Source organism: Flavivirga amylovorans (assembly GCF_030540875.1).
Taxonomy (GTDB): domain Bacteria; phylum Bacteroidota; class Bacteroidia; order Flavobacteriales; family Flavobacteriaceae; genus Flavivirga; species Flavivirga amylovorans.
The window spans coordinates 338,425-354,415 of sequence record NZ_JAUOEM010000002.1; the positions used below are offsets into that span (position 1 = coordinate 338,425).

At 33.1% G+C, this 15,991-nt stretch carries 7 protein-coding genes; 4 read left to right on the top strand and 3 right to left on the bottom strand.

Translation table 11 applies throughout. The annotated features are described in order from the left end of the window. Window positions 1-16 precede the first annotated feature (16 nt). Both Q4Q39_RS06610 and Q4Q39_RS06615 read left to right on the top strand, forming a co-directional pair. Complete coding sequence (locus tag Q4Q39_RS06610) at window positions 17-1,696, top strand: DUF4955 domain-containing protein (RefSeq protein WP_303281625.1); 1,680 nt, start codon at window positions 17-19, stop codon at window positions 1,694-1,696. Between the two features lie 229 nt (window positions 1,697-1,925). Beyond that, window positions 1,926-6,014, top strand: a complete 4,089-nt coding sequence (locus Q4Q39_RS06615) for a hybrid sensor histidine kinase/response regulator transcription factor (protein WP_303281626.1) — start codon at window positions 1,926-1,928, stop codon at window positions 6,012-6,014. A gap of 362 nt (window positions 6,015-6,376) precedes the next feature. Here the strand turns inward: Q4Q39_RS06615 and Q4Q39_RS06620 are convergent, their stop codons facing one another. From Q4Q39_RS06620 to Q4Q39_RS06630, 3 genes are read right to left on the bottom strand one after another with little or no spacing between them, the layout of a single operon-like run. Further along, window positions 6,377-7,411 carry a hypothetical protein gene (locus Q4Q39_RS06620; protein WP_303281627.1) on the bottom strand — a complete coding sequence of 345 codons (1,035 nt, stop codon included), beginning with the start codon at window positions 7,409-7,411 and terminating at the stop codon, window positions 6,377-6,379. Between the two features lie 26 nt (window positions 7,412-7,437). Beyond that, window positions 7,438-9,144, bottom strand: coding sequence for a RagB/SusD family nutrient uptake outer membrane protein (locus Q4Q39_RS06625; protein WP_303281628.1), 1,707 nt, complete (start codon window positions 9,142-9,144; stop codon window positions 7,438-7,440). Window positions 9,145-9,155: 11 nt separating this feature from the next. Then, window positions 9,156-12,161: a SusC/RagA family TonB-linked outer membrane protein gene (locus Q4Q39_RS06630; RefSeq protein ID WP_303281629.1), complete on the bottom strand. Its 3,006-nt coding sequence runs from the start codon at window positions 12,159-12,161 to the stop codon at window positions 9,156-9,158. Window positions 12,162-12,508: 347 nt separating this feature from the next. Between Q4Q39_RS06630 and Q4Q39_RS06635 the strand changes: the two genes are divergently transcribed. Beyond that, the gene (locus tag Q4Q39_RS06635) at window positions 12,509-15,148 is read left to right on the top strand and encodes a T9SS type A sorting domain-containing protein (protein WP_303281630.1); all 2,640 of its coding nucleotides are present in this window, start codon (window positions 12,509-12,511) and stop codon (window positions 15,146-15,148) included. Then, the gene (locus Q4Q39_RS06640) at window positions 15,148-15,873 is read left to right on the top strand and encodes a hypothetical protein (RefSeq protein ID WP_303281631.1); all 726 of its coding nucleotides are present in this window, start codon (window positions 15,148-15,150) and stop codon (window positions 15,871-15,873) included. Before Q4Q39_RS06635 ends, Q4Q39_RS06640 begins: the two co-directional genes overlap by 1 nt. Window positions 15,874-15,991 lie beyond the last annotated feature (118 nt).

Below are 15,991 nucleotides of genomic sequence, written 5' to 3' on the forward strand. Positions count from 1 at the left end.
ATCACTATCAGAAAACATGAACACACTATTTACTAAAAATGTTAATGCTAAAAATAGAATTGTATTCATTTTAGTTTTGAGTTTATTTAGTATAATGGAAGCTCAAGAATTTCCAAAAATACTATCAGATAAACAAACCTCTACAACACATTACTTACCAGATTTTAGTTATGCAGGTTATGAATATGGAGAGCAACCTATTTCAAGGTCTAAGGGCAAAATAATTTTAGCTACAGATTTTGGTGTTATTCCTAATGATGGTTTAGATGATACCAAAGCATTAAAAAAAGCTATGGAAGTTGCCAATAAAACTGATGGCACTGCTATTTTACAATTACCAGCTGGAAGAATTATTTTAAGTGAAATTTTATATGTAGAGCGTAGCCATTTTGTGCTTCGTGGCACGGGAACTGGCGTTTCTGGTTCAGAAATTTATTTCCCAAGACCTCTAATGTATGTTAAAGATCCAGAAGATTTAAAGGAGCTAAGAGAATATCTTATAAAGTTTGATAAGCGTCAAAGAGAAAAAGAAAACAATATAGACCTTCCGTTTTCTCAATATGCCTGGTCTGGAGGCTTTATTTGGACACGAGTTCCTGGAGTTCGTGTAAAATCTTACTTGAAAAAATACGAAAGACCATACAATGTTTTGGCTAAAGTTCATGAAGGTAAAAGGGGAGATTATACGTTTACCGTTTCTGATGTAAAAGGCTTAAAAAAAGGAGATGTTGTAGTACTTCAATTGTTTAATAAACAAGGTGAAAAAGGTATAGTAATAAAGGATTTGTATAAAGGTTGTGATGTGAAAGTAGGCTCGCATCATTGGATGTTTCCAGATTTACCAATTGTAAGACAGCAAGTAGAGATTGTTAATGTTTCAAAAAATAAAATCACTATTAAAACACCATTAACAATTGATGTAAAGCCAGAGTATGAAGCCCAACTATCAGAATGGAAACATTTAGAGCAAGTAGGTATTGAGCATATAAAATTAACCTTTACACCTAATGTAAGAATTGCACATCATGTTGAACGAGGCAATAATGGTATATTTTTAACAAGGGTGTTTAACAGTTGGGTTAACGATATTGTTATTGAAAATGCCGATAGCGGTATCTTAACTGAAGAAATAGCGAATGTCACCATACAAAACATAACATTGAAAGGTACAAATATTGCCCATTATACAGTGGCCATGGCTGGAGTACATAATATTTTAGCACAAAACATTAGAGTATATAATAAAGCTGAACACCCTTTAAGTTTTAATACCTTTTCTACTAAAAATGTATATCATAATTGCGAAGTGTTTAGAGACCCTATTTTAGACCAGCACTCTGGCGCTAACCATCAAAATTTATTTGACAAAATAACTGTACATGTATTGCCATCAGAAAAAAGATCTTATCCTTTATTTGCAGGTGGCGGTGCACCTTATTGGAAACCTTCTCATGGGGCTTACAATACCTTTTGGAATATTAAAGTGCATTTTTTGAGTGGGTTAGATAGTGAGGCTCCTTTTTTATTGTATGGAATGAAAGACGGTGTACATGCAAGACTTATTGGTATTCATGGTAATAACCCCCTAAACATTAAATATGAACCTGAATCATATAAAGAGTTTATAAATAAACCGTTACATAGTGTGCCATCATTATATGAGTATCAATTAAATAAAAGGCTTAATAAAAAATAATGATTTTTACGGTAATTAACTTATAAGTTATTGCTTATACATAGAGTAGTTATTTTACATTTTTTACTTGGCTTGTATCTAAATTGTCTATACAAGTTGATTCTCTTTTAAATCCATTTTTCAAATAGTACAGGTAATTTATTAACTTTATCAACAAAAGTTGTGTTTTTATCTTAAATTGCTAACTGCCATGGGGAATGAAATTTTAGTCTTTTAAAGTAATTTGCTAATGAGGGTTTTATTGAAGACATTTTATTTAATTATAGTATTAAACATTTACTGTAATCATACTTTTTCTCAGACAGATTACAAGTTTAAACATTTAAACACTACAGATGGCTTAAGTCAAAGTACTGTTATTGCAATAAAACAAGACACACTTGGTCAGATTTGGTTAGGAACAAGAGATGGTTTAAATAAATATGATGGTACACACTTTGAGGTTTTTAAACACAATCCTCAAGATTCTACAAGCATAAGTAATAATGATATTTTATGTATTCAAGAAGATAAAAACCATTATTTATGGGTAGGTACTAGTAACGGGCTTAATCGCTACAATCCATTTCTTAAAACCTTCAAAAGATTTTTATATTCTAACTCTAATTCTGGGCAAAGAGTCTTAAGCATGAAGAGTATGCTCAATGGAGATTTGTGGTTTGGCACTAGTAATGGTATAAGTATTTATGATATTGCCTCTGACACTTTAAAAACTAACATTGATTATCTCAATGAAGATTTTTCTGGAACAGTAGTTCAAGTTATTGAGCAATCTGCCAATGGAGTTATTTGGTTAGGAACACAAAATGGGCTATACAAACTAGAGGGTACAGAAAATGGTAAATACAACTTTAAAATATTTGCAGATGGTGAAAGAAGACTAAATATTACTGATATATACGTAAATAATAATAGTTCCTTATTTGTAGGCACAAAGAATAATGGATTATTTTCTCTTGATGTGGCTACTGAACTATTAAGTCCAATAAGCCTTCCTGATAATGGTTTAAGAATCGCACAGGACATCCGTTCTATTATTAAAGATAAACAGGACAATTTATGGGTGGGTACTAACTCTGGGATTTATATTTTTTCTAAAGGGAAAAAACTTATAAATATAATTACAGATTCAAATAATCTTGAGGGAATTTCAAACAATTACATAAAAAAATTATTTGTAGATAGAAAAGGATCGGTTTGGGTTGGTTCTTATTTTGGGGGTATAAATATATGGGATCGCACTAATACAAACTTTGTAAATTATTCAAAAAAGATTACAGGCCTTGGATTAAGCCACAATGTAATTGGAGTATTAGCTAAAAAGGATGATACTACAATATTAATTGGAACAGAAGGAGGAGGTGTAAATGTTCTCGACCATAAAAAAAACTCAATAGAACATCTTGTTCCTGAAAATTACCAACGTCTTTTAAATGAAAATGTAAAATCATTACTCTATCATAATGATCAATTATGGATTGGAACTTTTAGTAACGGTATATTAATATATGATTTTAAGACTAATAGAATTTTAAAAAATAAACTTCCTGAAGCGCTAAGTCAAATTTTAAAAAATTCAGGTATTTACTCCCTAGAAACTTGTGGTAACGATGTGCTTTTAATAGGCACATTTGGTGATGGATTAATTCAATATCATTTAAAATCTAAGTTCTACAGGTTTTTTAGACACAATTCTGAAAACAAAAATAGTATTATAAACAACCATATAAGACGTATTCTAGTTGAAAGTGAATCAAAAATATGGCTATGTAATACCAGAGGTATTTCTTTAATAGAATTTAATGATGATCTAAAAAACTCTTTTAAAGTATCTCGTTATTTATATAATGAAACTACCCAAGTTGGAGAAAACATAAGAACACTTTTTAAAGATAGTAACGGAATTATTTGGGCAGGTTCTAAAGATGGCAATATTTATAAATTTTCAGAAAACAAGTTTGAAAAAATACCGTTAAATATTCCTCTAGCCGCCATTCAAGGCATTTTAGAAGACAACCCTGATAATTTGTGGTTGAGCACTTCCAAAGGGTTGATTAATTTTAACAAAAAATCACAAAAAGCGATTCGCTACGATGAAAGCGATGGTATGATTGGTAGTGAATACAATGATAATGCGGCACTTAAAACAGTAAATGGTACATTTTATTTTGGCAGTACATTAGGTTTAACATCTTTTGTTCCTAGTAAATTAACTAAAAATACTTATGCGCCTAAAGTTCTACTTACCAATTTGATGATTCAAAATAAGTATATAAAACCGTTAGATTCAAGTGAGGTTTTATCCCAAAATATAACTTATAATAAAACATTGGTTTTAAAACATACAAATACTAATTTTTCAATTCACTTTTCCATACCTAATTTTATAAATCCAAAAAAGAACCGTTATAAGTATAGGCTATTAGGACTAGAAACAGCATGGAAAGAAACCAACCAAACTAGTGCATATTATACCATACAAAATCCTGGAACATATAACTTTGAAGTTATGGGAGCAAACAATGATGGTTTTTGGAATCCTAACCCAACAAAATTAAGTGTTATAGTGAAACCAGCACCATGGCGAAGTAATTGGGCCATATTTATTTATTTGCTAACTCTTTCTGGAATTGTTTATAGTGTCTTTTCTTTTTTTAGGTCTAGGTCTAAATTAAAAACACAATTACAGATAGAGCACCTAGAAAGAGAGCGGGATAAAGAGATTAACCAAGAAAAGCTGGAGTTTTTTACAAATGTATCTCATGAGTTTAGAACGCCTCTAACACTTATAACTGGACCTTTGCAACAACTTTTAAAGGACTATAAAGGAAGTAACGAAGTATACAAAAAACTATTACTAATAGAAGGTAATGCTAAACAATTGTTACAGCTTATAAACAGGTTAATGGATTTCAGAAAACTTGAAAACAAGCAATCTAGTTTGAAAGCCGCAAAAGGTAATATTGTAAAGTTTGTAAATGAGATATACTTATCATTTACCGAGTTAGCACGAATTGGGAACTATACATATAACTTTGAAGCATCTCCAAAAGAAATTTTGGTCTACTATGACAGGGAAAAATTAGAACAGGTTTTCTTCAACCTATTATCTAATGCATTTAAATATACACCTAAACAAGGCAATATTACGGTACAGATTGAGAAAACCAAATCAACAATAACCATGCGGGTAATAGATTCTGGATGTGGTATTAACGAAGTGCATGCAAAAAAGTTATTTGATCGTTTTTATCAAACTCCTAAACAATCTGAGTACCACAAACAGATTAAAGGGACTGGAATAGGCTTATCTATCGTAAAAAACATTGTAGAATTACACAGAGGTACAGTTGATGTTGTGTCTAACGCATTTGGCGGCAGTACTTTTACAGTCACTTTACCTCTTGGGAAATCACATTTGCATCCTAAAGAAATTATAAAAAACTTTAAGTTTAGTGATGATATTTCTTTATATGAAAATCCGTTTCAGAATAAATCTCTTAAAAAAATAGTTGATTTTAAAAATGCTGTTCCTATTGAAGAACAAGCGACTATTTTAGTAGTTGAAGATAACCATTCGCTTCGAGCATTTATTAAGGATGTGCTTAAAAATAGCTATAATATAATTGATGCAAGCAATGGAAAGGAAGCGCTATCCAAAGTTTTGAAAAAAGCTCCAGATCTTATAATTTCTGATGTTATTATGCCAGAAATGTCGGGGACAGAACTTTGTGAAAAAATTAAAAATAATGTAAAGACTAGTCATATTCCAATCATTCTTTTAACCTCAAGATCAGCACTAATTTATAAAGTAGATGGATTAGAACGTGGTGCAGACGATTATATAAGCAAACCCTTTGATGTAGAAGAGTTTTACTTAAGAGTAAGAAACATGATTATCTCTAATAATCGTATGAAAGCGAGATACAAAAATGATGATATACTTATTCCTGAAGAAGTAACAGTATCGTCAATTGATGATACACTATTTAAAAAGGCTATTGTCTTAGTTACAGATAATATAAGTAATGAACAATTTGATATCCCTACATTTAGTTCAGAGCTAGGAATAAGTCGCACACTTCTATTTACAAAAATTAAGGCGTGGACTAACTTTACACCTAATGGCTTTATTAACGAAATACGTTTGCAACGAGCTAAAGAAATACTAGAAAATAATGCAGAAATAAATATTTCTCAAGTAAGCTATATGGTCGGTTTTAAATATTCAAAATATTTTAGCAAATGTTTCCAAAAACGTTTTGGTGAAACGCCAAAAAAATATGTGAAAAAATTTAATTCTGATTTTATAGATTGATATTCTTTTTATGTTATTTAAGTTGGATTGTTATTACTATGAACTCATTTAGACTTTTTCAATTTGCTAAAAAATTGCTGTTTTCAGCTTTGTTTTTGTCTTTTTTTCCTTCCGTAGCTCTACTACAATGTCATTAAGTTAAGACTGTGGTGTCAGTCTGAGCGCAGTCGAAGACATTTAAACTACTTGCTTTCAATAGCGTTTCGACTGCGCTCAACGTGACAAAATAAAATAAATTCCTTTAAATTAATGACATTGAGCTCTGCTATGCAACTCAAAAAAGTCTAAATGAGTTCTATTATAAAAAAGCACAAAGCACATTGTATCATGTGCTTTGTGCTTTTAATATTTAAGTAGTGTAATTAGAAACAGATGGGAGCTCCTGTTTTAACACTAACATCGTCAACCATAATTGTTCTAAAGTCTCTACTATCAGCAACCGAAATCTTGATGTTAAGATTACCATCATCATCTGCAATTCCCATACGAACTCTTTCTGTAAATATTCCTGAACTTCCGCCAAAAGTATTTGTACCACTCCAGTCTTCAAAAATATCTTCTGTATTGCCTGTTACTTCAACATTCAAAGACCTAGGGCCACTACTTCCTCCTGGGCGCACCCAATAAGAGACGGAGTAAGTTCTGCCTGCTTCTAATCCTAAAAAAGATATTTCAAAAGAAGCATCTAACCCAGTATCTGTTGCCAATACTATACTACTTCCACACCCACTATCTGCAGTATTATCTGGACACCTAGCTCTACCTGTTTCTAGCTCAATTCTTAAATCATCATCATTTCTACCGGGTGCTGGATCTGAAGCAACACGATGTTGTACCGTTATACCGTCTAAAACAGTTGCTGCTCTATCAAAAATATCTGTGGTAACACGTTTATCTGTTGCAGGGTCAGCAATTGTAAAGTCCATACCATGAGCGTAAATTTCAACACCTTCGTCTAAAGTCTCTGGTTCTGTAATATTAGCTGTTACAGAAATACTTTTAGAGAATCCGTTTTCACCATTAAATACAATAGCACCTACATCTGTAGCCCCAAGAGGGGTGCCGTTCTCTGGAGTAAAAGACACAAAAAGCGAATTTCTGGCATTTGCAGCATAAAATATATCTTTATTAACAGAAAGGTTCGCGCTAGTTGTAGTTACGTTTAATGGTAAACGCATGCCTTTACCTATTACTATCATGGATAAACTACCTGTTGTGCATAAAGGAACGTCTCCTAGATCTACAGTATTTTCTAAACCTGTGATTTCATCTTCTGCAAGAAATTCAATGTCTGCAGAAGAGCCACTATCATCATCTTCACATGATGATGTAATGGCAAATAACAATACGATTACAGGAAGAAGAAATCGTATTTGTATATAAATTAATTTTTTCATCTTAAATATTTTTATATTAAACTTGTTTAATAGCCAGGGTTTTGTTCGATTGGAGCCCCAACATTAGAGTCTATAAAATTTTGTGGTATAGGATATAACCTATCTCTATTTGGGTTTATGTTTCCAACAACTTTGTTATACAAATTGGTACGCTCAACCCATTTATTATTTCTCAATAAAGTATAACGCCTGTGTTCTTCACTAAATAGTTCTCTAGCGCGTTCGTCTAATATATAATCTAGGGTTACATCTCCTGGCGAAATTAATGGGGCATTTGCACGCCCTCTTAATTCATTGATGTAAAAAGCCGCATTTGTGTTGTCTCCATTTTTAAAATAGGCTTCAGCAAGTAAAAGATAAGTATCTGCCAACCTAAGATAAATTTGATCCTGAACTGTTTTCTCAAATCTAGGGTTTTCTTCTGGCGCATCATCCCATTTCCTTACAAAAGCTCTATTTCTCTGCGCAGTTGCTTCTTCTGAAATAATCATTTCTACAGTATCTCCATAGCTTTGTCCTGGTAATAATGGATCGTCACTAAGGTCTGGATCGATTAGAGAGTGTTGTTTCAATGTAAAAGATAATCGCCATGCATGCTCATCACCTCTATCATCTATAATGTTACCTAAATTGTCTCTATACAAATCAAATTGGAATTTCGTAGCGCTAATTCTATTAAGTCCTCGTCCCCCTCTTTCTACTGTATAGGTCAATCCTTGAGCACCATCAGAAGTGCTACCATATTCACTATGAAGCCAACGTCTCATAATGCTTGTTCCGGCAGGACTTCCTAGTTCTATAAAATTTGCATATTGAAATACCCACAAAACTTCTGTATTTCCTTCATTAGGGTTTGAATTACCTTTTAAAAACATATCGCTAAAAGGTGTACCAGGCATTGCTGCATTAACACCATACCTTGACCTTACTAGGGATCTTGATCCATTAATGGCATCTAAAGCTACATCTATTGCTTCTTGATATGTAGCTCTACCTGCATCTGCTTCCATAATTAACAGTTCTGCTAAATAGTGCTGTGCTACGGCTTTTATTATTTTACCGTTAGAGATGTGATTTTCAGGTAAATTTGCGACGGCAAATTCAAGATCTGCCCGCATTGCTGCTCTAATATCTTCAACCGAATTTCGTTGCCAGTCGTCTCTAAAATTATCACCTGTAATTTCTTCTAAGTTTAAAGGGACATCCCCAAACAAAAAAGTTAGATGCCTATATGCCCAAGCTCTTATCGTTCTAGCTTCACCAAGTATACGATTTAAATCTTCTGGCGACACTCCAGATATTCCTTCTGCCCTATTTATTAATATGTTGGCAGAAGCGATAATATTGTAAAGCCAATCGAACACTCCTGTAAAATATCTTATGGTGCTTCCATTAAGAGAGCGGTCGCCCCATTCATTCAAAAACCTTTCTATACCTAAAGGACGATTTCCATAAATGTTATCGGTACCACCTATCATTGTAGAAGATAGAAGCATATTATTTCCATTTCCACTAAAATCACTTTCAACCCCCGCACGTTCTATACGTACAAGTGCGTATAAACCATTTAAACCAGTTTCTAAGCCACCTGCGGTTGTGTATAATGCATCAGGACCAACAAGGTTTTTAGGTACTGTATTTAATACTTCATCTTCGTTGCAAGACGTACTAAATAATACCGTAACAAGAATAACTATTCTTGATATTACTTTTGCTGTTATATATTTTTTCATTTTATAGAATTTTAAAAATTAAGGTTTAATCCAAACACAATTTGTTTTTGATTAGGTATCCTCGTTGCAGCATCTGAACTACTGATACTTCCATTTATGACACCAAGTTCAGGATCTATTCCTCCGAAATTAGTGAATGTAAATAGGTTTCTGCCTGTTAAATACACTTTTGCAGAGTTGCTTTCGCCCAAAACCTTATCAATGTTATAAGCTAAAGTGATGTCTCTAACCCTAAAGAAACTTGAATTTTCATAAAATCGAATACCATTGTCTGCGCCTTGAGCATTTCTGTGGAATGTATTGATGGGATTATCTGGAGTCCAATAATCTTGTACAAATATATTTCTTCTTACAGGGTCGAAGGGATTAACATCTTTTACATTATTTTGCCTTGTAAGTCCTCCTAAACCGTTACCAGAAATACTCAAGCTTATATTTTTGTAGCTTAAGTTTGTAGAAATTCCGTAGGTCGTTGTAGGGTCTCTTTGTCCTTGAACCACACGATCTTCTGGAGTAATACTAAAGTCTGAAGCATCTATAATACCATCACCATTGATATCCCTATCTACGACGTTAAGCAAACGTACATCCCCAGGTAGTGCATCTTTTTGTGCTGAGTTTGCAAAATCGTCTCCTATTTGCCATATGCCATCAAACTTTTCATCAAAATTAACTAAAATGGGTTGTCCAACAATAAGTACACTCGACCCTCCTTGAATTTGTTGCAAACCACCAAATAGTTCAACTACTTCATTTTTGTTATAAGCAAAACTACCAGATACATTCCAAGAGAAATCTTCTGTATTAATGATATTTGCATTCAAACCAATCTCAAAACCTTGATTGCTGGTTTTTCCAACATTTTGAAATACATTAGTATCTCCATTAATTCCAGGAATGAGTGTATTGAACAATAAATCTCTTGTGGTTCCTTTATACCAATCTAAGTTTAATTGTATTTTATTTTTTAATAAACCAATATCCAGGCCAATATTTGTGGTTGCAGTTGTTTCCCAACTTACTGAGGGTGCAGAGATCTCGTCTAATACAAAACCTGCTAAAAGTGCATCACTATCATCTACTATATTTAATACATCTAATCTCGCCAAAGAGGTAAAGGCTCCAACAGCCTCATTACCAACTTCGCCATAAGTAAGTCTTAATTTTAAATTATTAAGGATGCCGTCTGTATTGAAAAAGGATTCATCGCTTATTTTCCAAGCCAGAGCTGCAGAAGGAAATACCCCAAATTTATTATTTATTCCAAAGCCAGAATACCCATCTCTACGTACCGTTAATGTTGCTAAATATTTTCCTTTGTAAGAGTAGTTTAGTCTACCCATTTGAGATATTCTGTTCTCTTCAATTGAAAAATTGTCATTATCATCAGCTAAAATTCCACTTTGGGAAGATTCAAATTGACGAAATGTAAGATCATCACTAGGAAACCCTGTAGCTGAAAATTGGCTTTGATTTATATTTTCTCTCTGGACGCTATACAAGCCTGTAAAACCAATATCATGATCTCCAAATGTTCTATTGAAATTTAAAATATGTTCTATGAGTAAATTATCATCAATTCTCGTAATGACTTCTGCTTCTCCATTTGCATCAAGCCCTCTTCTTGTTGTTCGCGGATAATATCTATTCCTGTTTCTGGTACGATACTCGCCACCAACATTTAATCGATATGAAAGCCCCTCAATAAAGGGAATTTTATATTCAACAAAGTTGGACGTAAATATTTTGTAGCTAATATCTTCATCTGTAACCAAGGTATTTGATAAAGGGTTAACAAAAAACTGATCCTCTGGCCAAGGATTGATGGTTAAACTACCATCATCATTGAAGGCATTTCCTAGAGGGTTTGCAAAAAGAATTCCTCCAGAAGTCGATGATAGATTTACTCCAAGACCACTTCTATTTAGGCGAGTTAACAATACAGAAGCCCCAAATTTTAAATTCTCACTAATATTTAATTCAATATTGGCTCTTAATGAAGCCCTTTCAAAATCATCATTGAGCATAATACCTTCGGCTTTATGATATCCTCCAGAAACAAAATAGTTTGTATTATCTGTTGCACCAGATATAGAAAGATTGTATTCTTGTGTATAACCTGTACGAGTACCCAATTCTACCCAGTCTGTCTCTCGTCCTGCTAAAAGACTATTTATTTCTGTATCTGTTAGTTGTCCTGCTTCACGATTTTCTTTAAGCGCAGCAAAACCGGGGCCATCATGAAGTGCTGGTAAATTATCGAGCGTATTAACCGCAGTAAATGCATTAAAAGAAATTTTAGGCTTTCCCTTTTTTCCTTTTTTACTTTGTATGAGTATAACACCATTAGAACCTCTAGAGCCATAAATAGCTGTAGCAGAAGCATCTTTAAGAACGCTCATGTTCTTTATGTCGTTAACATTTATGTCAGATATATTACCAGAGTATATAATCCCATCTAAAACTACAAGAGGTCTGTTTCCCGCATTAATTGAATTACGACCTCTAACAAGTAGATTAATATCACCTTGTTCTGCACCAGCACTATTTAGTGTTACAATTGCTCCAGGAATAGCTCCTTGAAGCGCTTGCCCAAAATTACTATTTGGTTGTTCTTGGAGTTTTTCTAAAGAAATAGTCGCTACAGAGCCAGTAACGTCTCTTTTCTTTTGTGTACCATAACCTATAACAACAACCTCATCAAGCGCATCTAAAGATTGCTCAAGTTCTATATTAATTACTGTAGTTGTCCCAACGGGTTTTTCCATTTTGGTGTAACCAATGTAACTTATAACTAATATGTCTCCGGTTGAAACCTTTAAGCTATAGTTTCCATCAAAATCTGATGTTGTTCCCCGAGATGTCCCCTTGACTATAATATTAGCTCCAGCAATTGGAATTTTGTCTGTCTTATCGACTACAATCCCAGTAATTGTTATTTGTTGTTGCGCTAGTAAATGTAAACTAGAGAAACAAATAAAAAAGACTAAAAGTGTCTTACTTAGTTTTGTTTTCATATTAAATGGTTTAGTTGTTATAAAGCTTTTATTTTAGCGAATAAACCTAAATTTAGGAATTCTACATGTATTCAAGAAGACCTGTATAGGCATTATGTACAGTATTAGACCTTTAATGTATAAAAAAGGGGTTGAGACACTGGTTTTATTAATAAACGCATTAGAAGAGTAATACCATTAATTGGGTTAGCTAAAAGCAAACAAAAACCTGTAAATTACAACAATAGTTCAGATGTTTCCCTGAATAGTACAAAGCTGTGCTTAAATGAAATCGTGATATGGTTTCATTTACTAACTTTATATCTGTATATCCTAATTTTAGGCAAAAAACAGATAACAAGTTTATTATGAAAAAGAAAGGTTTATTTTTAATATTTGGATTTGTAACCTGTTTTTTGTTTGCTCAAAATGAGAGTAAGATTGTTTTTCAAACAAACAATGGTTGTTTACAATATGTAACTGATGATGAAGGAAACTATATTCCTGATTATAGTTATGCAGGTTATAAATATGGTGAAGAGCCACCTGATGTCTCAGTTTCAATGACTATTTCTCCTGTGTCTGGAGATAATACAACACATATACAAAATGCATTAGATGCAATGGCAGCATTACCATTAAACAGTAATGGATTTCGCGGTACGTTGTTGTTGCAGGCTGGTACATATCCTGTGTCTGGAATCGTAACTGTTAGGGAAAGCGGTATTGTTTTAAGGGGTGTGGGTCAGGATTCAGATCCATCTACAAATACCATAATAGAGTCAACCTCTACTAATTCCAGTACCATACCTATTAGAGGAGGTTACACGTCTAGTGTTAATGATAGTTGGACTACAAGAATTACAGGAACAACAACTAAAGTAACAAGTTCTTTTATTCCTGCTGGGTCAAGAACTATTGCCTTAGAAGATGTTAGTTTATATCAAGTGGGAGATAATATTGTTATTACTCATCCAAGTACTAATGCATGGTTGTCCTCTATAGATAATGGAGCAACAGCTTCTGATGCACCGTGGGTCACTGGTGAATTAGATATGTTTTTTAATCGGATAATTACGGGTATTAATGTCGCTGAGAGCAAAATTATTCTGGACGTTCCAGTATATGATCATCTTGATTTGAGCTTGTCTCAATCTGAAGTCTACAAATATGATCGCTCTAAAATAAAATCTAATATAGGTATAGAAAATCTTCGAGTAGATATAAGGACTACTGGAGAATTTGATGAAGCCCACGCCATAACAGCGATAAGATTTCAAGGTGTGGAAGATTCCTGGATAAGAGATGTTACAGCATTGCATTTTGCCTATGCAGGTATGGATATTAGAACCGCCAATAGAGTATCAATAATAGGATGTTCTGCTATTGAACCACATTCAGTTGTAGAGGGAGGTAAACGTTATAACTTTGCAGCAGCTCAACTTACAAATAATATCCTTTTTAAGGATTGTTTTGGTAATAATGGCAGACATACTTTTGTGTCTAATGGTCGAAATGAAGCCTCTGGCATAGTGTTCTATAATTGTTCCTCTGATAATGATCTAGCAACAACTGAAGGACATCGTAGATGGACGCAAGGGATGCTTTTTGACAATATTACATTTACAAATCCACAAGTAAATAGGGTGTTAGGGCTATATAATAGAGGAGATTTTGGTACTGGTCATGGATGGAGTACAACGCATAGTACTGCATGGAATATTACCATGCCCGTCGATAAAGGCTATATAATACAGAAACCGCCTGGACGTCAAAATTATGCCATAGGCTGTAAAGGAAACCCTAATATATCAGCACCATTTACTCAGCCAAAGGGGTATGTTGAATTGGAAAATCAAACACCTCTTATTAGCTCATTATATGAAGCACAATTAAATTTCAGGTTAAATAAGGTGCTTCCTCCTGACGCACCATCAAAGTTGCAGGTTGCATTTTTAAATGGGAATGCTAATATAGAATGGTTGGACATTGCTGCTGATGAGACTGGCTATATTATAGAATTTAAAACTAAAGCTTCTGATGATTTTAGCCAATTGATAGCATTAAATGCAAATGAAACCGTATTTACTCATGATCTAACAAATACTTCTGCTGACAGAGTATGGTACAGGGTTATGGCAACTGGTGTAGAATGTCTATCACCATTTTCAAATGTTGTTGAAGTTAGCTTAGATAATGACAATGACGGTATACCAAATAGTTTTGATCAATGCCCAAATACACCTAATGGTGCAACTGTAGATGTTAATGGTTGTGAAATATTTAGCTTACCTGCCGACAATTTTAGCATAAAAGCTATTGGCGAGTCTTGTGTAAATAGTAATAATGGAACTATAACTATATCCTCTGCCACAAATTTAAACTATACCGCTACTATTTCCCTTTCAGGTAATTTACTTGACACTCAAAATTTTAACAATAATACTGTTTTTGACGGGTTGATAGCTGGAACATATACTGTATGTATTACACTAGAGTCTGAACCCACATTTAAAAGATGTTCTACTTTACTCATTGGAGAACCTGAACCGCTATCTGTATTTTCAAAAATAAATGCAAAAGAAAAATCTGTTACGTTACAATTAGAAGGAGCAGAGACCTATATAATCGAGCTTAATAGTAGTATTTATACTACTTCTAAGCCAGAAATCAAATTACCTTTAAATAATGAAAAAACACTTTTACAGGTAAAGACAAATTTAGATTGTCAGGGTATTTATGAAGAAAATATCATTTTAGGAAGTGATTTTACAGTATATCCTAACCCTGTTAAAAATAATACATTAAATGTATTGATTAGAAATTTAGATGATTTAAAACCTGTAGAATTACGTCTCTTTGATATAAATGGCACACTAATTTATAAGAACTCTAAGGCACTCAATGACGGTAAGTTATCAATTGATTTTTCTGGTCTATCAAAAGGTGTTTATTTATTTAGAATAAATACCAAGACAGGTATATTTAACCAAATGATTATCAAGTAATGAAGAAAAAAATAATACATACCATCAAAATATTAAGTATAAATATTATTGTACCCCTTTTATTTTTTTCTTGTGGAGGGGGAAGTGATGAAGGAGAAAGTCTTGAAATACCAAACCCTGAAGCTGCAGTACTTATATTTCCAGAAAATAATACCGAATGTAATGAAGGTCAAATCATTAATGATAATCAAAGTAGCGTAGTTTTTAAATGGTCTGTAGCTGCAAATACAGACATCTATGAAGTTAATTTGAGAAATTTAAACACAAGTGCTGTTAGTAAAGTAAATGCAACTGCTAATGAAACACCAATAACTATAGATAGAGGTACTCCGTATGCTTGGTTTGTGGTTTCCAAGGCTTCAGGGACTCAAGTTACTGAAAAAAGTGTCGAGTTTCGATTCTATAATGAAGGGCCTGGGGTATCTAATTATGCGCCTTTTCCAGCAGAAGCTATCAGTCCAATACAAGGAGCTATTGTTGATGTAGCTGATAGCATAACTTTAGAGTGGACTACTAGTGATATTGATAATGACATTAACGAATATGAAATTTTATTTGGTACGGATGCTGAAAATCTAGTATCACAGGGTACTACTAACGCTACAAATAAAAGTAATATTAGCATTGTACCAGATACCATTTATTATTGGCAAATATTAACTACAGATATTTATGGAAATACAAGCAATTCTGATATCTTTCAATTTCGGGTTAAGGCTATATAATTGTAGTTTCAAACACTTGAAATATAAAGAAGTTTAGAATCATTGCCATTAATTTAATCTTTAAGTTACGTTTAGGTTTTAACTAAGTTTATTTAAACTTTAAAATTCTATTAGTTAT

Excerpts from the sequence above, each read along its gene's own strand:
- Q4Q39_RS06610 (WP_303281625.1), top strand. The coding sequence starts at position 17 with ATGAACACACTATTTACTAAAAATGTTAATGCTAAAAATAGAATTGTA.
- Q4Q39_RS06615 (WP_303281626.1), top strand. The coding sequence starts at position 1,926 with ATGAGGGTTTTATTGAAGACATTTTATTTAATTATAGTATTAAACATT.
- Q4Q39_RS06635 (WP_303281630.1), top strand. The coding sequence starts at position 12,509 with ATGAAAAAGAAAGGTTTATTTTTAATATTTGGATTTGTAACCTGTTTT.
- Q4Q39_RS06640 (WP_303281631.1), top strand. The coding sequence starts at position 15,148 with ATGAAGAAAAAAATAATACATACCATCAAAATATTAAGTATAAATATT.
- Q4Q39_RS06625 (WP_303281628.1), bottom strand. The coding sequence starts at position 9,144 with ATGAAAAAATATATAACAGCAAAAGTAATATCAAGAATAGTTATTCTT.
- Q4Q39_RS06630 (WP_303281629.1), bottom strand. The coding sequence starts at position 12,161 with ATGAAAACAAAACTAAGTAAGACACTTTTAGTCTTTTTTATTTGTTTC.
- Q4Q39_RS06620 (WP_303281627.1), bottom strand. The coding sequence starts at position 7,411 with ATGAAAAAATTAATTTATATACAAATACGATTTCTTCTTCCTGTAATC.